This window comes from Crateriforma spongiae (assembly GCF_012290005.1).
In the GTDB taxonomy this organism is placed as follows: Bacteria; Planctomycetota; Planctomycetia; order Pirellulales; family Pirellulaceae; genus Crateriforma; species Crateriforma spongiae.
Genome location: NZ_JAAXMS010000001.1, coordinates 193,838 through 216,182, shown reverse-complemented (window position 1 = coordinate 216,182; position 22,345 = coordinate 193,838). Strand labels below are relative to the sequence as shown.

Sequence of the window (22,345 nt, the reverse complement as noted above, 5' to 3'; positions counted from 1 at the left end):
GCCGATAGAAAACCGCTAGTGCGAATGACCGCCCGCATGGCTGTGATCATGTTGGCCGTGGTCGTGCGTATCTCCCGCCGATTGATGGCCAGCAGAGTGACCATGGTCATGGGAATGACCGGGCAGATTTTCGACGGCAAACGCCACCACGATTCCCAACAGAAACACCAGAGTTAGCTTGCCGCGATCATGATCATGGAACGCGACCTCCGGCAGCAGATCGGCCAGGGCGATTCCGATGAAGAATCCTGCGCTTACGGCCAATCCCCAACCCAACAGATCTGGATGGTCCACCAACCCGCTGACGCCAAAATAGAACGCGATCGCCCCGACAGGACACGCCAGGGAAAACAACGAATTAGCGACCCATTGTGCGGCGACCGACCAACGCTGGCGATTCATTACCGAAGTGATCGCGAAGGCGTCCAAAGGCTTGTGCAGGGCAACGGCCAGGAACGTCCCCAGTCCCGCCAACCCCAGCCACGCACCGTGATCGGCTTCGGCAATGACGCTGGCCGAAAGCGCGACGCCATCGACCAACGTGTGAAGCAACAGCCCGAAAAACAACCCCACCCAACTGATGCCTTTCGATCCGTGGTCGTGGCGATGGTGATGGTCGCACACCGGCTCGTGATCACATCCCGAACCGCCGTGTGAATGGTCGGGTCCTTCACCATCGCTTGCCGCCGATTCCCCTGAATCATCCACTGCGGGCACGCCATGGTCGTGCGTGTGAAACAACCGGATCAACAGAAACATCGACGTCAGCCCCAACAGTGCCCCCGTGCCGGCACGGCTGGGCGATCCCAGAATTTCAGTGGCGTGTGGCAGCAGATGCAGCAAAGCGATGCCCAACATCAATCCGCCCACGCCGCTCATCAGCAGCTGGGTTCGGAGGTGCGTCATCCGGATCAGCGACGTCAAACGCCCACCGGCCAAGGAGACAAAAGCGATCAGGCAGCAATAGACGGCAAGCAGTGCAAACGTATTCATCCCGGCAAAATACCCAGATGCAATCGGGTTTCATATACCGCCGTGGGCTGCCGAATCCGGTTTTGGTCCCAGGCCGAGCCTGCCCGCCGGCAACAAGTCCACCAGAGAAAACGCACGCGGCAGACAAGATGATTGCTTGACCCGAGCGGCAAACGATCCTACACTTGCACAGTCATGCAACTGTAGATTCATGCAAAAAACGCCGACCAATCACCGATCAGCCGCGACCGAAGACGATTCGCCCAGCTGCTGCAGCGACGACCATCAGCATCCGCTGACCGGTTTTGATGATGTCGCCTGCGAACGCGCCGCGGCCATCTTTCGTGCGTTGGGTGATCCACAACGCCTGCGTTTACTGATCATGTTGGAGGCTCGGTCCTGTTGTGTTTCGGAATTGGCCGAGGCATTGGGAGAACCGCTTCCGGCGATTTCGCAACGACTGCGCGTCCTGAAAAGCGAGCGGATCGTTCGATCGCGTCGTGAAGGCAAGCATGTTTTTTACAGTCTGGCCGACGGTCACATTTCGCGTTTGGTGACCAACGGGGTGATGCATGCAATGGAAGACGCTTGACCATTCCAAATTCTCCGGCAAGGAACTGACATGTCGCACGTTCATGAAAACCACGATCATCAACATGGGCCCGATTGCGAACACACGGGCATTCAGCACGGCGACCATGTCGACTATCTTCATGATGGTCACATGCATCACGTTGAACCTGATGGAACGGTGGTCGAACACGCCCTGGAAGTCACCGAAACCAACCCCGACACGTGCACCCCGGCACACCAGTGCAGCGGGCATGACCCGAATCACGTGCACGGTCCAGGCTGTGGGCACGAACCGATTCCGCATGGCGATCACATCGACTATTTGGTCGACGGTCATTTGCACCATCCCCATGGCGACCACTGCGACGACCATGGTCCGGTAAACGTCGTCAGCTGAAACGACGCTCCCGAATCCCCACCCTTCTTAATGAAACAAGCGATGACGACAACGGATTCCATCCGGGATTCGATCCGAGCTGCCGGCCTGCGTGCGACCCCCGCACGCTTGGCCACGCTACAGATGGTCCGCGATGCCGATTCGCCGCTTTCGCACGCGGAGGTCGCCGAGCGTCTGGCCGAAAACGGGATCGACAAAGCCACCGCGTTTCGCAATCTGTGCGACATGACCGACGCGGGATTGCTGCGACGGACCGAACTCGGGGACCACGTCTATCGCTTCGAAGAAGTGCGGTCGGGAGAAACGGTCGCCGACGCCCACCCCCACTTCGTTTGCACCGTTTGCGGTTCGGTATGCTGCATGGACAGCGTCAAGCTGACCGCGAGCAGCCGGCGTGCCAGCGAAGAGGTGGGCGAAGTGACCGAGATTCTGCTTCGTGGACGCTGCAAGAATTGCGCTTCGCAGTGACTCGTGACGCTCCGAAATTTGTGTCTCTCTAGCGATCCGACTTCTCGTGTCGGATCATCACCAGCATCGATCAATCATTTCCCAAAACGGATGATGCAAAATCACCGCGGCAAGCAGGACCGCGGTGGCCCCGTTGCGAAACATCCACCGCCGGCCGAATGATCGAAGCGACAGGCCCCACACGATCAACAAATAGATCGCGGTGATCGTGACAACGGCCTGCCATCCCATCGCGACGCCGACCAGGACAAACGCCGTCACCAAACCACGTTTGCGCGAAAGCTTCACGATCCTGTCGGCCAGCAATGCCATGAGCCATCCGACGATTCCGCCCAACAGACCGGCCACCGCCCGGTCGGCAAGCCCCGGAATCGTCAGTTGCAGCACCGAAGGCAGATGCCGACCGAAGTCGATCGGACGCAGCGTCGGTACCAACACCGGCAACAACGCAAAAAACGCCCACAACGCGATGGTAAACCAGACCGGAGGCCGCAGGCGGTCGCGTTCCATCAACGCGACCGTCATCACCATGCACATCATGGCAACGTGGAAAAAAAAGATGCCGACCACCGGCCACTTGGTGTACAAGATGATCCAAACGATTCCGGTGAATTGATAAAAGGGAAATCCCGGAACGTTGGCCGCACCGGTGATCAATTCACAGAAGAATAACAGCGACACGATCAGCATCGCCAAGACTTCGACGGCCAGATAACGCACGGGGATCGCCGCATGGCAATGACGGCAACGTCCGCCAAGATTCAGATAGCTGAAGATCGGCAGGTTATCGATTCGTCCGATCGGCGTGTGACACTGGGGGCATGCCGATGACCGCAGGGCGATCGATTCGCCACGCGGAAGACTTGCCGCCACGACGTTTAGAAAACTGCCCAAACAGGCTCCGAAGCCGGCAAAGACCAGGAACACGGCAAGCTTCGCGGTACGAACCCGCACCAATTCCATCACCGTCAGGTCTTCCAACGCGTAACTGGTCGGACGCTCGGCCAGCGAATCGAGCACCGCCGATACCGATGGGATGATGATCATGTAGACGGCCATCCCGATACAAGCCAACACGATGGCAATCCGTCGATAGGACCAAGCGGATGCCCGCCCCTCGTCCTCACTCGATTTTTCGCTCATCCGATTGATCTCGATCGATTCGCCCGAGTCCTGCATTTCAATTCCATCGCGACCTCGCCGCGAAAGCATCGCCAGCAGATCCCGTGCGACCAAAACCCCAAGGGAAACCAGCGTCGAACCGGGCGACAGGAACCAAATCGGTCCCCACCAGGGGACATCATCGGCTCCAAGACGCAGCGACACAGCCACGGCCACGGCCACCGCCAGCGTCACCAGGCCCAGCATCCGTAGCAACCCGACTGGACCTCGATCCATACAGGTAGCCAGAACCGCCAGATTAGCCACCACCAAACATACGGCAACCGGCCCCTGCATGGCAGTCAGCAACCAAAATGCAGCGGTTGCCACTGCGGTGACCGACAACAACACCCGGATGTATTCGCCGACCAACGTGGTGCGAAAGGGATCGGAACCGGTGCACTCAGCCGTGTCGATACTCATGTTTGGCAACAAAGCAAAGGCCACCCAAGAATCGAAAATCCACCGCCAGAAACCGTGGCCTCCAAAGACGACACAGACTAAAGCAAACACCCTGCACATGCAATTAGTGTGCGATGTGTGCGGTCCCTGGCTTAGCATTCGGGCCGAAGGGGTTGCCCAGCCTATTCCGATCACGGGCCCACCTCGGATGCCTGAACGCGTACCAGCGGTCAGCCGGCGCATTACACTTTGGACATCGTCCCATTTCGGCAACGGTCGCCCCCAGGATCCGCCATGCTCCACCGCAGCACCCTTCGTCCCCTGCCGGGTCTCTTTCTGGTCCTATGGATGGCTTCGTGCCACGCACCGGCGTCTGCGGAACTGATCATCTCTGACCTGGGAAAACACTACACGTTTGATCCCGGCGTCACGCCCGCGCACCTGCGAAATCACATCGAACGCGACGAAGACGTGATCGGCGGCAACACCAGCATTCGCAATGAAACCGCCGATCACTTGGACTGGAAAGGCAACCCCAATGCCAACGGATTCGGCTATTTCCAACGCAATCGCGATCTAGGCCAAGTGATCAACATTCCTGACGGCGATGATGTGACCGTCGATGCGATCGTCTTGCGAACCGCACGCGGCAACAACGCCGTGATGGCCGGAACACCCGGCGCTGAAATGTATCTGCAGTTCTTCGAAGTCGTTGGTCTTCCCGACCAGACACTTCGCATCAACGAAAACGGAACCACCAAAGGTCAGCGTGCCACACATGGCTTTGACATGAAGTACAACCGCGCCGACGATTACGTCGAAGGCGTCACCTATCGTCCGATCCGACGTGTGACCGGTGGTGTTTTTCCGACATCGATCCCACCAACCACACGGTACGCGTACCGCCGCAGCCCCGGAGAACCATTTGGGATTCAAGACGGCCATCTTCGATATATAAGATTCGACTTGACTGACGAAGATGAGATCACGCTGCAACCAGGACGTCGCTACGCGTTCATGGTTGGTTTTGAACGTCCGGGAGTTGACCGGGGTTTGGGCATCGCAGTGACCACCAAGGTCCACACCCAAGAAGCCGCGCAGTTTGATGTTGATGCCAATGGAACGCCGCGGTGGGCGATTCGCCGCGAGGGCGACGGAACCATACCGCCGACGATGTTGGACACCACCGAAGAACCGACAGATGACGCACTGCGGCAAACGCTCATCCGCCAATCCATGTTTCGGCCGAATCATTGGGACACGCTGCTTCCCACCTCCGACGGTTATCCGGATGTGGATACTTACATGACTCGCCAGTTCTACATCGAACAACGGCTCAGCCCAGCCTCATCACGGTGACCGCTGGTTTTCCATGTCGATCCTTGATCCACCACGCGGCCCCTTCGACTTCAAACCCGAACCGCTGCGACCATTCGTTCGGCACCGTGAACAATGGATTGAGACCAAAGTGGTCTCGACCGCGAGCGTCCGCTGCCGTGTCCATTGCTGCCGCAGATCGCATCCCACCACCATCCGAACATGCCATCGATTCGCATCGCCCTTGCCAACGTGCAGCCCGCCCGCCACGCTGACCATGCTTTGGAAATCGTATTGGAGACGATGGTGGCCGCGGCGACGGGAGGTGCATCCATCGTTTGTTTTCCCGAGTGCTTCTTGCCGGGGTATCGAACCGAGCCATCTGTGAGCCGGCCGAGTGAAACATGGCTGGATCAAGCTTGGGCCGTGGTGGATGACAAAGCAGCCGACCTTCAGATTGGCGTCATCCTGGGAACCGAACGCGTCGCAGAAGACGGACGCATGATCACGGCACGGGTCACAAATCCCGACGGAACTTGTGCGGGCTTTCAAGACAAGGTTCAACTGGATCCTTCGGAGGAAGCCGTCTATACCAAAGGACGCAACCGCAAGATTTTCCATTGCGGGCCACTGTTGTTTGGCATCGTGATTTGCCACGAGGGTTGGCGTTATCCGGAAACGGTTCGCTGGGCCGCACGCCATGGCGCACACGTGGTGTTCCACCCACACTTCGAAATCGTGGAATCCACGGATTATCTGCCGTCAAGATTTGCCGATCCGGCGAACAGCTTTCACGAGAAGGCAGCCCTGTGTCGTGCCGCGGAAAACACCTGTTACTTTGCAACCGTCAACTGCGCTTTGCGGGGTGCAACAACGACGTCGGCGGTGGTGGATCCCGACGGTGTTCTGATGACGCACCAACCTTACGGGAAATCGGGAGTCCTTTTCGCCGGTATCCACACCGAGAAGGCCACAGGGCTGTTGGCCAAACGCTTTCGATCGATTGACATCGACGATCAAGACGCAACGTTGAAACGGCGATAGCGTGCCATCAAGAACAGGTGCACGGCGTAGCTCATCAGCCCGAATCCAGTCACGCCGATCAACAACTTACCGTAGGATTGAGCGGCGATCGCGGCCAAGGCATCGCTGATCCCAGCGACCTGTCCGTCAGCAGTGCCGCGGATTGCCGAAACCAGAATAAAGCCTCCGATGATCGCAAACGCGACGCCACGGGTCGACAAACCAAATCGCCCCGCCTTTAACGCGAGTTCACGTGCGGTGTCGCTCATTTCGGCGATGCGGTACTTCGTCATGAATTTTGCTTTGTACGCTTTATAAACAAAGTAGATGGCCACGCCGATCGTGACCGCGCCGGCAATTCCCAGCACGACGCGCCCCCAGGGTGAATCAAGCAGGCCGCTGGCAGCACCATTGCTGCTAGACCCGGAAGAACTGCCGAATCCGAGAGCCAGCGAACCGGCGTAACAGCCGAGCAACAAATAGGCCAAGCCGCTGACCGCATACCCGATTCGCTTCACGATCCCCTTGGCCTCGGTCCCGGCGCCTTCGGTATCCTTGACCGCTTGCACCCATCGCCATGCGGTGAAACCGATCAACCCGATCGCCATCAGTCCAAGTAAGAACTGTCCAAACGGTTGCTGGCCAATTTCCCGAATGGCGTCACGCGAGCCGGATATTTCACCTCCGGCACCGATCGCCAGTTGAAACGCCAGGAGCCCAATGATGAAGTAAACAACGCCCTTGGCCACATGACCAAATCTCCCGAAGGTTTCGACCCAAGACGGGACTTCGGGCATGGAACGCGTTTTGAATCCGTGCCAAGAAAAATCAGAAGCGTTGGTTTGATTGGACGACGCAGAGTGTTTCGCAGGCGTAGAGATCGACATGATGGGTTGGGTGGAGATTCTGACGTTGGAGAATGGGGACGTTTTGCTTGAATGCTCTCGAAGCAAAGTCCATACCAAATCCCCCAACGCCATCCGGCTCTTCAGATCCGATCGCATGGAGTGACCGTTTCTGTCGTCACCAAGATTACCCAAGATGCCGCTGCACGAAGACCGTGTTACAGGTCCTGATCGCTTGGGATGACCACCTCATTGACGGAAACTTCTTCATCGCTGGATCCATAGGGTTTGCGATACGCAGTCCGCCAACGTGTATCGGTTGCCATCACATCGTCGACGAAGCCACGGATCTCAAACGGGTCGTCGTGCTCGTGTTCCAATTCGTGTTCGAACAAATCCAGCTTCTTGCGTAACAAGAATCCCTGCATCCGTTGATAGGGCGTGATCGTGCCACGACGCAAAAACGCGCCGACCTCCGCACGACGTGACCACTGGTCCCAATGCGGCACCCAAAACTTCGCATGCTCGGTGTCGCCGCTCAATGCAGCAGACATCGCTTCGGCTCGGATCAGCCGAATTTCTTCCATGCACTCATCCGGGGCAGGATAGAAGCTGTAACACATCACCACACTGATAACGATCAATCCAATGATCATGGTGCCGCCAACGACTTGCGAACTGACAATGCGGTCGTAACCCAGCATCGTTGACTCGGGCGGCGTATCGACGGATTCCGAACCGGCCGAAACCGATTCCGTCGTATCGCCTTTGGTCCGATCCATTAAACGCAGGGAAGCTCCAGCCAACGCCATGGCCGCGAAAATCGCCAAGCAGATTTGCTCCACCGGCCCAAACTTCTCGGCAAGCTTTTCGCGTGCGAAAGCGCCGACGTTCGAATCCAAAAAGTGAATCGGATTCGTATAGATATCAAACGCATGCGTGTGGTCCGATGGTGTGACCCCCGGCGGGATCAGCGGCCGGTTCAGTGCATAGGCAATGCCCACCACGATGACCATCAAACAGGTGAACCAAACGGCAACACTTCGGGTGCCAAAATGTCGAGCCAACCATCCGATGGTGCCAAGATTCACCCCGGCACCGATCACCAACAAAATGAATGCGGCGCCGGGAGAATTCGCGTGCTGGAACATCATCCCAAGCTGGCTCATCGCCAACATCGGCGTCGCATAGGCAGGAATCGCAACACCGGCCATTCGCGCGGGTGCCCACCAGTCGTCGCGATTGATGGAATGCTGCAACGCTCCCCACGGCAGAAAACAGGCCAGTAGCCCGACGCCCAACGCCGCCACCAATGTCCAGACGCCGACCGGACCGACCAGTTGCCGGCACATGTAACCGATCACCGCAAACAAGCGACGCACACCGATGTCCGTAGGATCTTTTTCACTCTCCAGGACCACCGAGGCATCCTCACCTTCGCGAGCGGCCGAATAGCGATCCCAAAGCATCCCCACCAACGTCACGACCAACAGCGAACCGACCGCGAACATCAAGATCACATAGGGCCGCGACAGCGTGACGCCGTAAAGCAATGACAGGGGATTGAACAAGGGCGCGGCCAATGCAAAAGCGGACAGCGCCCCGGCTTTCAATTTCGCACGACGCATTTCGATCAAGATCGGCAGGACGCCGATGCTGCACACCGGCAACAACATTCCCACCGCCCATGACTGGGGCAGTGCACGCAAGCTGTTGCCACCGAATAGGCGTCGCGTTCCGTCGGCTCCCAAGTAAAACCGCAGGATGGCGGCGACCGCCAAGCCGACCAACAGCGTTGGTGCAGATGCCATCAACGCTTCGGTCATTCGCAACAGACCGCCGAAGACCGCGTTCAAAATCGGGCTGTTCATGACAGGCTCCCTTCACCAAGCAAGTTCAACGCCGACGCCAAGACAGGACCATCCATCCGGCAACCACCAAGGAGAGCCTGGCCATCCACCGGCGATTGATGTCGTGAATGTTCCGCCCTTCTGTCATGGTCATCTTCATGATCATCGTGCTGATCATGCTCGTCGCGATCCTCATGCTCATCGTGCTCACCGTGGTCGTCGTGCTCGTCGTGCTCGTCGTGGTCGTCGTGGTCGTCGTGATCATGGTGCTCGTCTTCACGATGTTGATGTTCAAGAGCCAGCAACCGTTGCTTTTGGCCATCCGGCCCCAAGCTTTCCCACGCGTCTTCACTGATCTGGCACAGCCGAATCACTTCGTCGATCCGCGGGGCGTCCCATTGCTGGGGCCGACGATTGATCGACGTTCGAATCGCCTCGCTTAGCTCATAGATTGGAATCCACTGCCGTTCGTCGATGGAAGTATCCGCGGCATACTCTGGCGTCAGCGAGACCAATTGCGAAAGTCTTTGCTGCGACGGGACATGATCGGGTTGCTCTTTCAATTTCCCGACCAGGTTTCTGGATTCCTCGCACAGCTGACCAAGAGACAGAGGCAAGTCAACCATCTCGCCGTCGTGCCCCACCGGGGTCGCCGGCGACGAAGAATCCGAGGCGCCGCAACCGGGCAGCAACAGCACCAAGATCCCCACCCCGCAACGTGTCATCATGGCGACACGATGCACCGCCAAGCCAAACGACGGTTCGTGTTCAGCTCCAGCGTTGCTTACAACCACATGACGATTCATCACTTGTACTCCGGGGTGGCGACCGAGTTCATGATTCGATCAATGACCGTGTCGACGTCTTCCCCTCGAGTCAGCAACCGCACCGAAAGAACCGGCTGTGCAACTTTGGCGACATCGGACGGAGTCACAAAATCACGTCCCTGCATCAGCGCCCAAGCCTGGGCCATTGCTTGCCAGCAAAGCATCCCACGAGGGCTGACGCCCAATTCGACACCAGCGTCATCGCGTGATGCTTCCACCAGATCGATCAAATACTCGCTGACACGGGAATGAACTTTCACGCTTTGCGAATCCAATTGCAAACGCCGCAACTGATCCAAGGTCAGTGACGAAGCGGCGGGCTTCGGTCCATCGCCAGATTCGTCGCCGCTGCCCAGCACCTGACGTTCCAGGATTTGCAGTTGAGCCTGACGGTCCGGATAGCCGATTTTCAGCTTGATCGAAAAGCGGTCCAACTGTGCCTCCGGCAACGGATAGGCGCCGTGTGAATCGATCGGGTTTTGCGTGGCAATGACAAAGAACGCTGACGACAGCGGGTGCGGCTTTCCATCGATGGTGACTTGGCGTTCAGCCATCGCCTCCAGAAGCGCACTTTGGGTCCGTGGCGTTGTCCGGTTCAATTCGTCCGCCAACAAGACGTCCGCAAAAACGGGCCCCGCGTGGAATTCGAACTCCCGTGTTTTCTGGTTAAAGACACTGAAACCGGTGATGTCCGCCGGCATCAAATCGGGAGTGCATTGGACACGGGCCAAGCGACTGTTGAGCGCATCGGCGATGGCTTTTGCCAAGGTCGTCTTTCCCGTCCCCGGAAGGTCGTCCAGCAACAGGTGTCCTTTCGCCAACAAACAAGCGATGACCAGATCGATTTGTTCGTCCTTGCCGAGCAGCACGTGCCGCAAATGCAACTGAAGCCCCGAGATCCACTGGGCGTGCGACTGGCAATCTGACTGTTCTTCGTCGGTGGCAACGCTCATACGGCTGCCTCCTTTGTAATCTTGGATATCGTTTGTGTATTTAAGAGCCGAACGATACGGGTGGACGACTTTTCAACCCGGTCATCGTTACCGCCATAGAAAAGGCGATCGGCGGCGTCGCAAAACTGCTGACAAGCCGTTTGCAAACCGTGATCATCGCGTGTCAGCTGTTCCATCCAATCACGCTGATTTTGGCCTCGCGGTCGGCGTTGACCGACCAACTTGGCGCGTCTTTCAATCGTCCACATCGCCAAACCAAGTCGACGTCTTGGACGAAGCACCGGGGCAAGCCACCAGACCAAATACAACATCCAGTCGATCCAAATCCGGCGGGTCACATACGCTAGAAAACAAGCGACGGTACCAGCCGTGATGGCTGGCCATTGCCGGGCAACGAACTGGCGGCAACGCAGCCACAGCGACGGATGGTAATGAGGTTCACGGTACCCGGGCGTAGGCTCCACTTCGAACCAGCGACCATCACTCAGTCGGATTTCAGCCCACACGTGAACATCGTCCGGCCGAACCGATGTGTGACCGGCGATCACGTCGAATCCGCTGGGGCGGACGTAAAAACCGGTGACCAGACGTGATTGCAATCCGATTTCTCGGGCCAACAACGCAGCGGTTGTGGCAAACAGATGGCTGCCGCCTCGCGTGGATCCAGCAAACTCGCTGACTGGCAAATCCGAATCACTCACGGCCTGTCGATCCAGCGTACCGTTGCTTCGTAGGTAACCGATCAAAGCCCGCAGTTGATCATAGGGGTGATCATGATCATCGACGATTTGCTCCGCCAGGTCGGCGATTTCTCCGATGCCACAGGGAATGACCGTTTCGGACGAAACCAAATGTTCTCGAATCTCATCCTCGGTCAGCTTTTCACTTGCGATGTGAACCACCGTCAGCGGTGGCACCTTGTCCCGGCCCGGCATGTAAAACGATCCGTCGGACTGAATGCCGAAGAAATCTTGACGATTGACCTCTTTGATATGAATCCCACCGGTCAGCATCGGCACAGGCAAACGATTCGATCCCAACTTGATCGCCTTCAGCAACCCAACCTGCACCTTGTCCGGATCTTGATGAATCAGATCATTTCGCCCCGGGTCAAAGAACCAAGCATCTTCACCGAAATCGACTCGCAACAACTCGTCTTCGGACAGATCCTTTTCTTGTGTCCAATCGATGCCATCGAACGCGTCATAACGATGCATGGCCAGACGAATTCCCACCGGACCATCCCACTGAACGATTCCTGGATCATTGGCATCATCAAAGTGCTGGTGTTTCTCCGGCGGCACACGGTCGGTGGAAAACGATCCGCCGCCTTGTTCACTTTTAGCGGCGCGTTCATGACTGGGAATGATCTTTTGGTTCGCCATCGCCTGACGACGTTCCATTTTGTTCTTCTTCTTCTTCGGTTCGCCGATCAAATCATTGAACATGTCGAACAGAGTCGACTCTTGAGACTCCAGAAACAGCTCCGAATCCACCGCACCAAAAGACTCGGCAAAGTCCTTTGCGGCGATGGCGGCGTCACCCGAACCGACGCCACGTTTGGCCGCGGGGTCAGACCAATCCGACCCGCCGCTGGTCGGCATGAATCCAAACGTCAAGTGTTTCGATTCAGTAAATCGGTCTTTGACGGCAAAGCCGCCCACTGCCAACACGGCCGCCGCAACCAAGACCGATCCCGGACGCAACGTCCACGTTCGCGTAACTTGATCGGGCATTGCCAGGTCCAAGCGTTCCCAGTGGTTCGCAACCAAATGCCAAACGCACACCAAAATCCACGCCAGCGGATACACCACGGCATAGGAGTGATCGGAAATCGAAGCGGCAAACAAGACCAGGAAACCACTGGACACCAGCGACAATGCATGCCAGCGTTCCCCGCGCCCGCCAACGGCCATTGCAATGGCCGCCGCACCGAAAACCGACAACATGGTGACTTCGTAGGCGATGGGCGTGGTGATGTACCGCGCCAACGCGGCGAACGCGATTGGCGTTACTGGCAATAACAATGTTGCAACACGTTGCACCCGAGACGGCCTCCAAGCCGCCGCAATGGTCAGGACCAATAGACAAACCAATTCGGAAACATACGTTATCCGATGCTCCACGGGCATCCGCAGCGGCACCAGGGACGCAAAGGCGATCAGCGAAAGCACAATGGCTTCGAAACGTTTACGCGACCAAGTTGGCATCACGCACCTCCGTCCACAACGCCAATAACTGGTCATCCAGAGCCAAGTCACGGCGAATCACCCGATCATCGTGTTCGGCTTTGATGCGATGATTTCGTCCGGGGTCGCTGATACTGACCCTAGGGTTCCCGTCGGCATCGGAATCAATCGCGATCATCGTGTGACCGTCGGCTCGGCCAATCCGCGTGACTTGATCCACACCGTCGATCGGCACATCGGTCAACGCGTTCATGATCTGGACGAATCCGTCGCGTCCGACTCGCGGGGTGACTTGACGATTGCCGATGCGAATTCGAAGCGGGATGGAAGACCGATGCAAATTCGCCATCAAACTGGCCGCCACTCGGATTCGGTCCGCAAGCTCGGCCCGCGAACCTCCGGCCTGATCACTGATCACCACGTGGATCCTGGGACATTCCGGACCACTGCGTTCGGAAACGATCAATCGATCGGCGCGTGCGGTAGCAACCCAGTTCACCTGCTTGGCCGCATCGCCCAACCGGTATTCACGGACACCGACAATGTCGCCACATCGGCCAATCCGGTTCCCGTCGCCGGTTTCGGCTCGACGGCGCCCGGTCAACGCGGTCTGGCCCGCAATGGGATACACCTTGGGCCAAACGGTCACTCGCGATACGTCCCCCAACTCGCGCCGCGCCGTCCAAATCCCGAACGGAAAAGAACACGTCAACGACGTCACACCATCGGGGTAGTGTCCACGCAATTCGGGTTGGACGCCAAAACGATACGTGCTGACCGCCCATGGCCGAACATACGCCAGCGCGGCCGTTGGCGGATGCTTGGACATCCCATCATCACAGACACGATCCAGAAATCCTTCGACGGCCAAGCCCCATACTGGCATCGGCAACACGTTTCGAACGGAAAGGGCCAAGTGGCATCGGTCGTCCTCGTGGACACAGTCGACCTCCGGGGTCAAACGACAGGACACCGCTCGCACGGCGACCCACGGCCAGACCATCCCCACCAAAATGACCGCCGCCAAAGCAGCCGCAAGCGTCCAGCCAATCGGTGCCAGAAAAGCGCCGATCATCACGCTGGCCGCCGTCGCCAAAACGAACCAGCCGACGGGTTCTTTCAACCAATAAACAAATCGATTCGCCCAGGGACAAAAGTCGGTGGTCAACGCACGGACCAACCAACTGGATGCCTTGGACGCATCAGGCGCAATCGACATGAGCGCATCTCAAGCTATCTACGAGAACGAAGAAAAAAGCAGCAAGTCGGTCAGACTTGCGGCGGTCCTCGTAACGAGATGCTTGAAAGAGAAACGTCGCGCGGAAGACAAACGTCGACCCAAATTTCGTCCAAAGCGACGCCAATGGTGCCGAAGCAGACAGCGGCGACCACAACCGGAGCGGCGTTCCGCGCGGTGTAAAAATTCTGACAAACGCTACAGCGATCCGAATCATGGGATTTTGCCGGCGACGAATCACCGGAGGGTTCATCCGCCGCGTCGGCAAGCATGTCTGGCGTTAGTTCGCCCGGCGGCAATTGGCACTGATCGACGTCAGGCGGATGCCCGTGATGACAACAATCCGATGCATGTCCCGATGCGTGGTGCCCGCCCAAGGCCGTGCCGTGGCCATGCCCGTCATGAACGTCATCCGAGCAACACAACTCCGTTTCGCCGATGCACATGCAGTGCGACGAACTCACGCAACCGACGTGCACCCACCCGGCAAAGTTGCCAATCAGCAACAGCAGCACGGTCAGGCTGGCGACAGCTCGTTGAAACGGGAACACAGATAACTACAGCGCAAGAAGAGGACCAGAATGCACACGCAGCGACGCACAACGACGCGCGACCGGTCCCAGCCGATTTTGACAGCGGAATCCAGTATGCCTGCGTCATTACGGAGGGTCAACGCATTTGGTTTTCTCAGCGACGCCCGCACATGGGTTCTTCATCATCCGCGTCGCCGCCACGTGTCAAGGGTGGAATTCTGCAAGAACAACCTCGCGCAAACGGTGAACACGCGAACACACCGCAAGTCGAGCTGACGACTGCGGCCAAGGCCCCCGGATCCGTATGATGGCACGTCGGATGCGTTGCGGTCAGTCGCCGCAACCCAGAAATACTTGCCAATCCGTCCCGCCAGATTCACACGCAGAAGATTCCATGAAAACGATGCTGATTCTCTTTGCCGCCGGAATGCTGGCGACTCTCGCGGCGGGGGATTCCGCCGAATCGGACCTGAAGCGGATGCAAGGTGAATGGACCGCCATCGACGACGAAGAAATGGTCGTGATGGTGGTCGCCAAAACCAACTTGGAGTATCGCAACCCGAAGACGGGCGAATGGTTCAAAGCAGAATTCAGCCTGGATCCGTCCACATCGCCCAAACAAATCAACGCGACGATCAAGGATGGTGCGATCGATGAATTCAAAGACAAGGAATCGCTGGGCATCTATCGCTTCGCTGACGGTCGCCTGGAAATCGCCGCCTGCCGTCCCGGTGAAACCGAAGGGCCCAAAGACTTTGATGACCCGAGATGTCGCCGCTTGGAATTCACCAAAGACTGACGACCAACCAGTCACACCAGCCGGCACTTTCCCCCACCGTCATGCCGCTTGAACGATTCGCTTGACGGATCACTGTGACGGCGACTGCCAATCGGGATGCGGTACCGGCATACGAGCCCCGCGCAACTTCAACACATGATCCAAGTCAGTACGAAGCTGCTTCGCCATCGCGGGATCGCTTTGTGATCGTTCCGTCTGTTCCGACAAATCGGTGGGCAGATGATACAGTTCGTCGCGGCCGTCTTCATAGAAGTGCATTAGCTTCCATGATCCCGACCGCATCACCGAATGAGGACGCGTTTGACTGGTGTATCCATCATCGATCCCGATGGCACGCGGCACTTTGGCGAACCGTTTTTCCGGATGGTAGTACGGAAAGTGCCAAACCACGGGCTTCGGCTGAATTAAGGTTTCAGGGTCCACGAAAACGGGCACAACCGACTGGCCGTCCAAATCCCCCGGCGGTGACGCCTTACCCACCTCCGCAAAGGTCGGAAACAGATCGGTGCCCGACACCATGGCAGCGGAGGTTTCCCCTGGCGGCGTTTTCCCAGGCCACCGCGCTAGCAAAGGCACCCGAATGCCACCTTCGTACAAATTCCATTTGGATCCGCGAAGCGGGGCGTTGCCGGCATACTCTGGATGCCCGCCGTTGTCCGACGTGAACACGACCAAGGTGGAACCGGCGTGCCCGGATGAATCCAACGCCGCCAACAATTCACCCACATGATGATCAAGGGTCGCAACCATGGCCCCGTAATTCGCCAACGCTTCACGCCGCGGATGATCTTCTGGAATCTTCGCCAAACAGCGATCATAAAGCCACTTCACCCGAGTATGAACGGGCGTGTGCACGTAAAAGTGTGACACCATCAAGAAGAACGGACCAGCGTGCGGCTTCTTCAAAAAACCGATCGCCCGCCGGGTCATTGAATCGACCGGAAATTCACCGTCGGGTATTTCGACCCAACCACGCTTTGCATGGTCGCTGTAGTAGGAATAGGGATGACAACCGAAATCTTCCTCGGCAACCTGGAACCCTTGCTTCGCTGGACCATGCGTCGGGCTCCAACCCAAATATCGTTCGTGGTGGCGATTCAAATGCCACTTACCGAAAAAAGCGGTTTCATACCCTGCATCGCGAAGGCATTCCGCGACGGTGACTTCCCTCAGCGGAAGATCCAACGTGAACGGCGGCGCACGCAGCGGGGTCACCACCGGCTGATATCCAGCCCGGTCCTTGGTGACGAATTCGAAACCCAGTCGAGCGGTGGATTTTCCCGTCAGCAAACTGGCACGTGAAGCGGAACAAATCGGCGCCGCGGAATAAGCCTGAGTGAATTGAACGCCCTGGGATGCCAAACGATCCAAATGAGGTGTCTCAAACCATGGATTTCCGTAACACCCCAAATCTGCCCAACCCAAGTCGTCGGCCAAAATCAGCAGCACGTTGTCACTCGCGTGGGTGGTCCCCATACCGATACCACACACAAGCATGATGGCGATTGTGCAAAGCCGGCTGCATGAACGGCGTTGACATCGAAGCTTGAGAATTGAAATTTCCGAATCTCGTTTGGGTCGCTGTGTCACATCACTGTCCGTTGGCAAACATCTTTCTTTTTCGCGAGCGTTCCACATCCCGGCTCCACGCATTCAACTCCCTCAACATCTCGGCGTATCGCTCTGGGTGTTGTTCTGACACGTCCCTTTGTTCTGCTTCTTCAGCAGACAAGTCGAACAGCACCGGCTTCAAATCAGAATCCTTTGGGTTCGATTTCCTGGTCACAAAAGGCTTCACCAACTTCCAGTTACCCATCCGCATCGCTGCGTTGTGCGTGTAGTTGGGGTTTGCGCGGTTCCACTGCCAGAACAATGGGCGCGAAAGTGGGTCCGAGGCCCCGGATAAAACACCCTTCAAACTGGCTCCATCGATCGGAAGCTTTGGCGGATGCGAAACGCCACAGACGTCCAGGATGGTCGGAAACAAATCGATGAACTGCACCACTTGGTCTCGCTCGCCCGACGGCCATTGGCCAGCCCAGCGAAAGAACAGCGGAACACGTATTCCACCTTCATAGACCTCATACTTCATGCCGCGATGCTGCAGATTAAAACGCGTTCCCGTAACGGGATCCGGTCCATTGTCGCTGGCAAAGATCACCAACGTTCGTCGTGGCAGATCCAAACGATCCAGTTCGGACAACAATTTGCCGATGCCCTGATCCATCACCTCGATCATCGCGTAAATCGTCGCCGTGGACTGCTCCAACCCTTTGTCGACATAGAAGTCGATCAATTCCTGCGGTGCCTCCAGCGGCCGATGCGGCGCATAGTGAGCCAAGTGCAAAAAGAACGGGTCACCATGGTGACGCTGAACAAAATGGATCGCCCGCTCGGTCAGTTCCTCGGTCAAATACCCTTTGTTGCCATTGGAAACCGCTCCGTTAACATCCAACCGAAAACCAAAATACGAATTGGGACCGATGAAACCTGCGAACTCATCGAAGCCTCGTTTCATTGGATGGTAGTCCGGCTCGATCCCACAGTGCCACTTGCCGATCAACCCGGTCGCGTAGCCGTTTGCACGAAGCACATCGGCAAGTGTGGTTTCGTCCAATCGCAATCGAGACAACTTGGGGTAATTTTCTTGGTTCAGCGTCACCACGCCGGTGCGATGCGGGTATCGTCCCGTCAACATCGCTGCACGGGCCGGTGCGCAAACACAAGATCCGCTGTAGGCATTGTTGAATCGGACACTTTCGGCCGCCAAACGATCCAGATTAGGCGTCCGGCTGGCACCACCGTTGTTTGAAGCCAGATCCCCCAGCGCAAAATCATCCGCAAGGATCAGAATCACATTGGGCCGCTGTGTCGATACGGAACCCGCCTTTGCATCCGTGGCAACCTGTCCACAGCAGGTCAATGCAACCATCTGAACGGTCGCCACAACCAACCAAACGAATCGTCGCCAAGACATCGCGGAACCTTTCATGAATCTCTTTAACATCTAACCACAGAAGCCTGCCTGGGGCGATTCAGTTCGCTTCCCATGGGTCCAACCCCAGTTCAGCACCGGTTTCCAAACCATCGGGATCGATGACCAGGTGCTTCACTCGCTTGCGCATCCAGGTGTACGTCACATGCACTTTGCCGTCACGTGACTGGATCATTGCCGGATATGACAACTCACCTTTGTCGACGTGTTCAACCACCGCGGCCTTGTTCCAATCAATGCCATTGGAACTGATCGCAAGATGCAACGTTTGCCGTGATCCCCAACCGTCCTTGCGATTGCCACCGGCATGGTTGTAAAGCAACAGGTGGCGACCATCGGCCAACGTCAACGCTTCGATACCCGAATTGGGATTGGGCAATCCCAATTCCGTCATCTCGCTCCAGGTATTTCCGGAATCCGTCGTAGCCGCTTGAAAGATCTTCGAATGCTTCGATCGCATCAAAGCCTGGATCCGGCCGTCAGAATGCGTCAGGAAACTGGGCTGAATTACCTGAAACGGTTGATTCTCCGGTTCGATCCTTCGCCACGAAGTTCCCAGTTCCGGGTGCCGGAGATCCGACAATATCTCATAGTGCATTCGCCAATCGTCATCGTGTTCGCTGGAAGACGGGCAGAGCAGGGTACCATCACTTAAGAGCATCGGTTTGGAACGCACCGGCCCGTCGATCGTTTCCGGCAAGCGACGACGATCGCGAAAGGACCGCCCGCCGTCATAGCTGAACATGACCTCGCCCCACCAATCGCGCGCGTTCGGACCGACCTTGAAAAACAACATCAGCGGCGCGTCACCAGGCGGCTGGAACAGCACCGGGTTCCAACAGGGATATCTCAGGCCATCGTGCTGAACCCCATTGGCCACCTCGACCGGTCGCTTCCATTGATTTCCATCGTGATAACTGGACCAGATCCCGACATCAGGATGCTTTTCACGAGTCCCACCGAACCATGCCGCAACCAAACCACGGTCCGTTTCGCAGATCGTCGATGCATGACACTGGGGGAACGACGAGTTGGTGTAGATGAATTCGTCGTCGACCAAACCGGGGAATCGCGGCTTGTCCGCCGGCTTCGGTTTTCGTGCCACCAACTGGTCCGCAGGAAACTGGGTGCAGTCTTCGTGACGAATGAAATAGATCCTGCCGTTTTCCGCGCCCACCAACAGGTCCGGCTTTCCATTGCCGTCGAAATCACACACGGCGGGGCTGGACGTATGACCGGCGACATTCCGTTTGGCCAGGTTCCCGATCCGCTTGAGCACCGTTTTCCCATCGCGTTCTTCACAGTTCCGCCACCAGACCGCGTTCTCGCTGTTGGTCAAGATGTCCTTTCGTCCGTCACCATCCCAATCGACCAACGCCAGCTTGATACGCCCGCTTCCACCGGCAGATTTCGCATTCATGCGAACGGGTTTGCCATCTTCGTCGACGAAGACTCGCGTTTGATCGGTCGCTCGACTCTGGCACGTCAGATAGCCTTCCTGGTCCAAGATAACCAAGTCCAGCTGACCGTCTTGATCCCAATCCGTGGCCAACGGCGTCGTCCGCCACTGGGATTGCTGGTTTTCCGCAGGTTGATTCCACCAATAAAAACGCGGCGGCAATTCCCGATTCCAAAACGGCAACGGCTGTTCGGTCAAACCGTTCTTGGTATTGCGCAGCAGCGTCAAGCGAGGCCAAATGGAATTGACCAAGATGTCATCAGCGCCGTCCCCGTTCCAATCAGCGACCGACAAAGTGGTGTATCCCCACTTGGCTTCCGCAGGACCTTGAATCGACCCGTTGGGCCCCGCCATGACCCGAAAGACCTTTCCGTCGACCTGTAACAATTCGGGTGCCGACCAACGTTGTCCCTTGCCGTCCAGGTTTTCGAACAGCGCGATGTTGCCCGCCGTGTTGCCGCACAAGATGTCTTCATCGCCGTCCCCATCCCAATCGTGCGCAAACGGCGTGGCCAGCGCACCGAACTTCAATGTGTCCGCTTCTTGTTGAAAATAGACCGGCTGTCGAAACACCGGAGTGCTTGCTTCACCGGACGTGACATTTTCCACCAACGCCACGCGTCCGTCTTCATCACCAACGATCAGGTCCATGTCTCCATCACGATCCCAGTCAATAGCGGTGGGCGTGATCATCTGCAGATGCATCACCAGCGGCCTTCCGTCATCCCCGTTCAGCTTGACGCCAACCGCATAGGATGGCTGCGATCGCGATCCCACGTTTTCGAAATAGGTGAACCCGTCGAGGAATTCGCCACAAATCAAATCCAGGTCACCGTCGCCATCGAAGTCGGCAAAGTTCGGGCTGGGCCATCCAAACACGTCGATCGGTGATCCACCGGCCGAAATCTTTCGAGGTTGTGCGTAGTCATCGCCGGAGGTCCGTTCGATCAAATACACATAGCCGTGAAGCGGGCCGTTTTGCCAGCGTCCTTGCGCGTCATAGGCTTGGTCCCAGACGTAATCGGACCAGTCACCGATGCCAACAATCAAATCTTGGTCGCCGTCGCCTTCCCAATCCACATAACGCCACATCCGTGCCCGTGTCTTTCCGGGATGAAAACGAGCGTCGGGATAAATGCTTTGCTGGGTGGAAAAATCACCGTCGCGAAAACCGGTCAGTTCTTTGTTCTCCAACAACAATCGTGGTTGCCCATCGACGTAGCTGACCTGCGTGTTCGTTTTGGTCGGTCCCAACCGAACCCCGGCTTTGAAAACCGGCATCTTCACCGACGGATCCTGAGTGGGATTCTCAAAGTAGTACACACCGTTGGACGGCTTGTCGGGACACGAAACCAACAGGTCCATATCCCCGTCGCCGTCGTAGTCCATGGGCAGTGGCCAGGCCCAAAGCCCCACACCCAAGTCCACCTGCAACCCAGGATGGTTGTACTTCAGTGGTTGCAACTTCCACTGATCCGGTTCCGCAGCCATCACTCGGCCGTAGCCGGAAACACCAAACAAGGAAAGAAGGAATGCGATCCGAAATGCGGTCATCATGTGGAGAGTCCTTTGACAGGCGTCAAGTTGGCCGTACAATCCATAAGTCTATAGACTTCTATGGAGGCTGCAAGCAGATGCAGGAAACGAACGCCCAAAGGGCCTATGACTATCTTCGAAACTGCCTGGTCCAGGGCGAATTCCTTCCGGGCGCACGCATCCGCTACGGACCGGTCGGAAAAAAGCTCGGAATCAGTGCAACGCCGGTGCGCGAAGCAATCGGCCAATTGGCCAACGAAGGATTCGTCGAATTGGTTCCGCAACTCGGCGCGGTGGTTCGACAAATCAGTCGCGACGAAGTGATCGAGCTCTACGAATTGCGCGAAGCGATCGAACCCTACGCGACCGCGCGAGCGGCCGAACGGATCGAGCAATCGCAACTTGATCAGATCGGCAAGCAACTGGATCGCATGACCCAGTTGACCGAACGGACGCGTCAATCATCATCGAGAAGCGTACCCAAGAAGACTGTTCGCAGTTTTGAACAAGCCGACTTGGCTTTTCATATGCTGATCATTGAGGCAACGGGAAATCGCACGATGCTGCGAACCGTCGGTAATTCACACCTTTTGACGGGAATTTTCTCGGTGGCCCGTCACGGATACGACGCGGGGGTGATGCAAGCGACCTGCGACGACCACAAGCGAATCCTAACGTCATTGCAACGCAAAAAACCCGATGCGGCCCGCGATGCGATGGCGGTGCATATCCGCAATGGCCTTGAAGTTTCGCTCGCTGGGATCATCGACGACGACCATCGCTGGTGGGACGCTTCAACTCGCTAGGTT

At 57.2% G+C, this 22,345-nt stretch carries 19 protein-coding genes; 8 read left to right on the top strand and 11 right to left on the bottom strand.

Annotation, left to right across the window (positions count from 1 at the left end):
- Positions 1–15: 15 nt before the first annotated feature.
- The gene (locus HFP54_RS00820) at positions 16–993 is read right to left on the bottom strand and encodes a ZIP family metal transporter (RefSeq protein ID WP_168563726.1); all 978 of its coding nucleotides are present in this window, start codon (positions 991–993) and stop codon (positions 16–18) included.
- Between the two features lie 190 nt (positions 994–1,183).
- Here HFP54_RS00820 and HFP54_RS25140 point away from each other — a divergent pair, with 190 nt between their 5' ends.
- Genes HFP54_RS25140 through HFP54_RS00810 form a run of 3 tightly spaced genes read left to right on the top strand, consistent with a single transcriptional unit; the run spans position 1,184 to position 2,410 of the window.
- Positions 1,184–1,564, top strand: a complete 381-nt coding sequence (locus HFP54_RS25140) for an ArsR/SmtB family transcription factor (protein WP_196784339.1) — start codon at positions 1,184–1,186, stop codon at positions 1,562–1,564.
- A gap of 30 nt (positions 1,565–1,594) precedes the next feature.
- Entirely contained in the window at positions 1,595–1,942 is a 348-nt protein-coding gene (locus HFP54_RS25135; RefSeq protein WP_197136114.1) for a hypothetical protein, read from the top strand.
- A gap of 30 nt (positions 1,943–1,972) precedes the next feature.
- Complete coding sequence (locus tag HFP54_RS00810) at positions 1,973–2,410, top strand: Fur family transcriptional regulator (RefSeq protein ID WP_146411582.1); 438 nt, start codon at positions 1,973–1,975, stop codon at positions 2,408–2,410.
- 57 nt (positions 2,411–2,467) lie between these two features.
- Here the strand turns inward: HFP54_RS00810 and HFP54_RS00805 are convergent, their stop codons facing one another.
- Positions 2,468–3,994 (bottom strand): A24 family peptidase, encoded by a 1,527-nt coding sequence (locus HFP54_RS00805; protein ID WP_168563725.1) that lies wholly within the window; start codon positions 3,992–3,994, stop codon positions 2,468–2,470.
- A 273-nt stretch (positions 3,995–4,267) separates the two neighbouring features.
- On the opposite strand from HFP54_RS00805, the gene HFP54_RS00800 reads away from it, so the two are divergent.
- Positions 4,268–5,332 (top strand): hypothetical protein, encoded by a 1,065-nt coding sequence (locus HFP54_RS00800; protein WP_168563724.1) that lies wholly within the window; start codon positions 4,268–4,270, stop codon positions 5,330–5,332.
- A gap of 180 nt (positions 5,333–5,512) precedes the next feature.
- On the top strand, positions 5,513–6,334 hold the full coding sequence (locus tag HFP54_RS00795) for a carbon-nitrogen hydrolase family protein (RefSeq protein WP_168563723.1): 822 nt from the start codon (positions 5,513–5,515) through the stop codon (positions 6,332–6,334).
- Here HFP54_RS00795 and HFP54_RS00790 read toward each other — a convergent pair.
- Together HFP54_RS00790 and HFP54_RS00785 are read right to left on the bottom strand one after the other, a co-directional pair.
- Positions 6,307–7,200: a DUF1206 domain-containing protein gene (locus HFP54_RS00790; protein WP_146411570.1), complete on the bottom strand. Its 894-nt coding sequence runs from the start codon at positions 7,198–7,200 to the stop codon at positions 6,307–6,309. The two genes, HFP54_RS00795 and HFP54_RS00790, sit on opposite strands and share 28 nt — an antisense overlap.
- A 176-nt stretch (positions 7,201–7,376) precedes the next feature.
- Entirely contained in the window at positions 7,377–9,029 is a 1,653-nt protein-coding gene (locus tag HFP54_RS00785; protein ID WP_168563722.1) for a permease, read from the bottom strand.
- Between the two features lie 107 nt (positions 9,030–9,136).
- On the opposite strand from HFP54_RS00785, the gene HFP54_RS00780 reads away from it, so the two are divergent.
- Entirely contained in the window at positions 9,137–9,451 is a 315-nt protein-coding gene (locus tag HFP54_RS00780; RefSeq protein WP_206035945.1) for a hypothetical protein, read from the top strand.
- Positions 9,452–9,813: 362 nt separating this feature from the next.
- Here HFP54_RS00780 and HFP54_RS00775 read toward each other — a convergent pair whose 3' ends face one another.
- The 4 genes from HFP54_RS00775 to HFP54_RS00760 are packed head-to-tail and all read right to left on the bottom strand — an operon-like array spanning position 9,814 to position 14,765.
- On the bottom strand, positions 9,814–10,788 hold the full coding sequence (locus HFP54_RS00775; RefSeq protein ID WP_168563720.1) for an AAA family ATPase: 975 nt from the start codon (positions 10,786–10,788) through the stop codon (positions 9,814–9,816).
- Positions 10,785–12,998 (bottom strand): transglutaminase-like domain-containing protein, encoded by a 2,214-nt coding sequence (locus HFP54_RS00770; protein ID WP_168563719.1) that lies wholly within the window; start codon positions 12,996–12,998, stop codon positions 10,785–10,787. Before HFP54_RS00770 ends, HFP54_RS00775 begins: the two co-directional genes overlap by 4 nt.
- The gene (locus HFP54_RS00765; protein ID WP_146411556.1) at positions 12,979–14,196 is read right to left on the bottom strand and encodes a DUF58 domain-containing protein; all 1,218 of its coding nucleotides are present in this window, start codon (positions 14,194–14,196) and stop codon (positions 12,979–12,981) included. Before HFP54_RS00765 ends, HFP54_RS00770 begins: the two co-directional genes overlap by 20 nt.
- 50 nt (positions 14,197–14,246) lie before the next feature.
- Complete coding sequence (locus HFP54_RS00760; protein ID WP_168563718.1) at positions 14,247–14,765, bottom strand: hypothetical protein; 519 nt, start codon at positions 14,763–14,765, stop codon at positions 14,247–14,249.
- 376 nt (positions 14,766–15,141) lie between these two features.
- Between HFP54_RS00760 and HFP54_RS00755 the strand changes: the two genes are divergently transcribed.
- A complete protein-coding gene (locus tag HFP54_RS00755) occupies positions 15,142–15,546 on the top strand; it encodes a TIGR03067 domain-containing protein (protein ID WP_168563717.1) in 405 nt (134 codons plus the stop codon).
- A 69-nt stretch (positions 15,547–15,615) separates the two neighbouring features.
- Here HFP54_RS00755 and HFP54_RS00750 read toward each other — a convergent pair whose 3' ends face one another.
- The 3 genes from HFP54_RS00750 to HFP54_RS00740 all read right to left on the bottom strand — a co-directional run bounded on the left by HFP54_RS00750 (position 15,616) and on the right by HFP54_RS00740 (position 21,557).
- The gene (locus HFP54_RS00750) at positions 15,616–17,043 is read right to left on the bottom strand and encodes a sulfatase (RefSeq protein ID WP_235951165.1); all 1,428 of its coding nucleotides are present in this window, start codon (positions 17,041–17,043) and stop codon (positions 15,616–15,618) included.
- A 94-nt stretch (positions 17,044–17,137) separates the two neighbouring features.
- On the bottom strand, positions 17,138–18,538 hold the full coding sequence (locus HFP54_RS00745; RefSeq protein WP_168563716.1) for an arylsulfatase: 1,401 nt from the start codon (positions 18,536–18,538) through the stop codon (positions 17,138–17,140).
- 43 nt (positions 18,539–18,581) lie between these two features.
- Positions 18,582–21,557 (bottom strand): exo-alpha-sialidase, encoded by a 2,976-nt coding sequence (locus tag HFP54_RS00740; RefSeq protein WP_168563715.1) that lies wholly within the window; start codon positions 21,555–21,557, stop codon positions 18,582–18,584.
- Between the two features lie 77 nt (positions 21,558–21,634).
- On the opposite strand from HFP54_RS00740, the gene HFP54_RS00735 reads away from it, so the two are divergent.
- Entirely contained in the window at positions 21,635–22,342 is a 708-nt protein-coding gene (locus tag HFP54_RS00735; RefSeq protein ID WP_168563714.1) for a GntR family transcriptional regulator, read from the top strand.
- Positions 22,343–22,345 lie beyond the last annotated feature (3 nt).

Coding starts and splice junctions, on each gene's coding strand:
- HFP54_RS00820 (WP_168563726.1), bottom strand. CDS start 993: ATGAATACGTTTGCACTGCTTGCCGTCTATTGCTGCCTGATCGCTTTT.
- HFP54_RS25140 (WP_196784339.1), top strand. CDS start 1,184: ATGCAAAAAACGCCGACCAATCACCGATCAGCCGCGACCGAAGACGAT.
- HFP54_RS25135 (WP_197136114.1), top strand. CDS start 1,595: ATGTCGCACGTTCATGAAAACCACGATCATCAACATGGGCCCGATTGC.
- HFP54_RS00810 (WP_146411582.1), top strand. CDS start 1,973: ATGAAACAAGCGATGACGACAACGGATTCCATCCGGGATTCGATCCGA.
- HFP54_RS00805 (WP_168563725.1), bottom strand. CDS start 3,994: ATGAGTATCGACACGGCTGAGTGCACCGGTTCCGATCCCTTTCGCACC.
- HFP54_RS00800 (WP_168563724.1), top strand. CDS start 4,268: ATGCTCCACCGCAGCACCCTTCGTCCCCTGCCGGGTCTCTTTCTGGTC.
- HFP54_RS00795 (WP_168563723.1), top strand. CDS start 5,513: ATGCCATCGATTCGCATCGCCCTTGCCAACGTGCAGCCCGCCCGCCAC.
- HFP54_RS00790 (WP_146411570.1), bottom strand. CDS start 7,200: ATGTCGATCTCTACGCCTGCGAAACACTCTGCGTCGTCCAATCAAACC.
- HFP54_RS00785 (WP_168563722.1), bottom strand. CDS start 9,029: ATGAACAGCCCGATTTTGAACGCGGTCTTCGGCGGTCTGTTGCGAATG.
- HFP54_RS00780 (WP_206035945.1), top strand. CDS start 9,137: ATGTTCCGCCCTTCTGTCATGGTCATCTTCATGATCATCGTGCTGATC.
- HFP54_RS00775 (WP_168563720.1), bottom strand. CDS start 10,788: ATGAGCGTTGCCACCGACGAAGAACAGTCAGATTGCCAGTCGCACGCC.
- HFP54_RS00770 (WP_168563719.1), bottom strand. CDS start 12,998: ATGCCAACTTGGTCGCGTAAACGTTTCGAAGCCATTGTGCTTTCGCTG.
- HFP54_RS00765 (WP_146411556.1), bottom strand. CDS start 14,196: ATGTCGATTGCGCCTGATGCGTCCAAGGCATCCAGTTGGTTGGTCCGT.
- HFP54_RS00755 (WP_168563717.1), top strand. CDS start 15,142: ATGAAAACGATGCTGATTCTCTTTGCCGCCGGAATGCTGGCGACTCTC.
- HFP54_RS00750 (WP_235951165.1), bottom strand. CDS start 17,043: ATGCTTGTGTGTGGTATCGGTATGGGGACCACCCACGCGAGTGACAAC.
- HFP54_RS00745 (WP_168563716.1), bottom strand. CDS start 18,538: ATGAAAGGTTCCGCGATGTCTTGGCGACGATTCGTTTGGTTGGTTGTG.
- HFP54_RS00740 (WP_168563715.1), bottom strand. CDS start 21,557: ATGATGACCGCATTTCGGATCGCATTCCTTCTTTCCTTGTTTGGTGTT.
- HFP54_RS00735 (WP_168563714.1), top strand. CDS start 21,635: ATGCAGGAAACGAACGCCCAAAGGGCCTATGACTATCTTCGAAACTGC.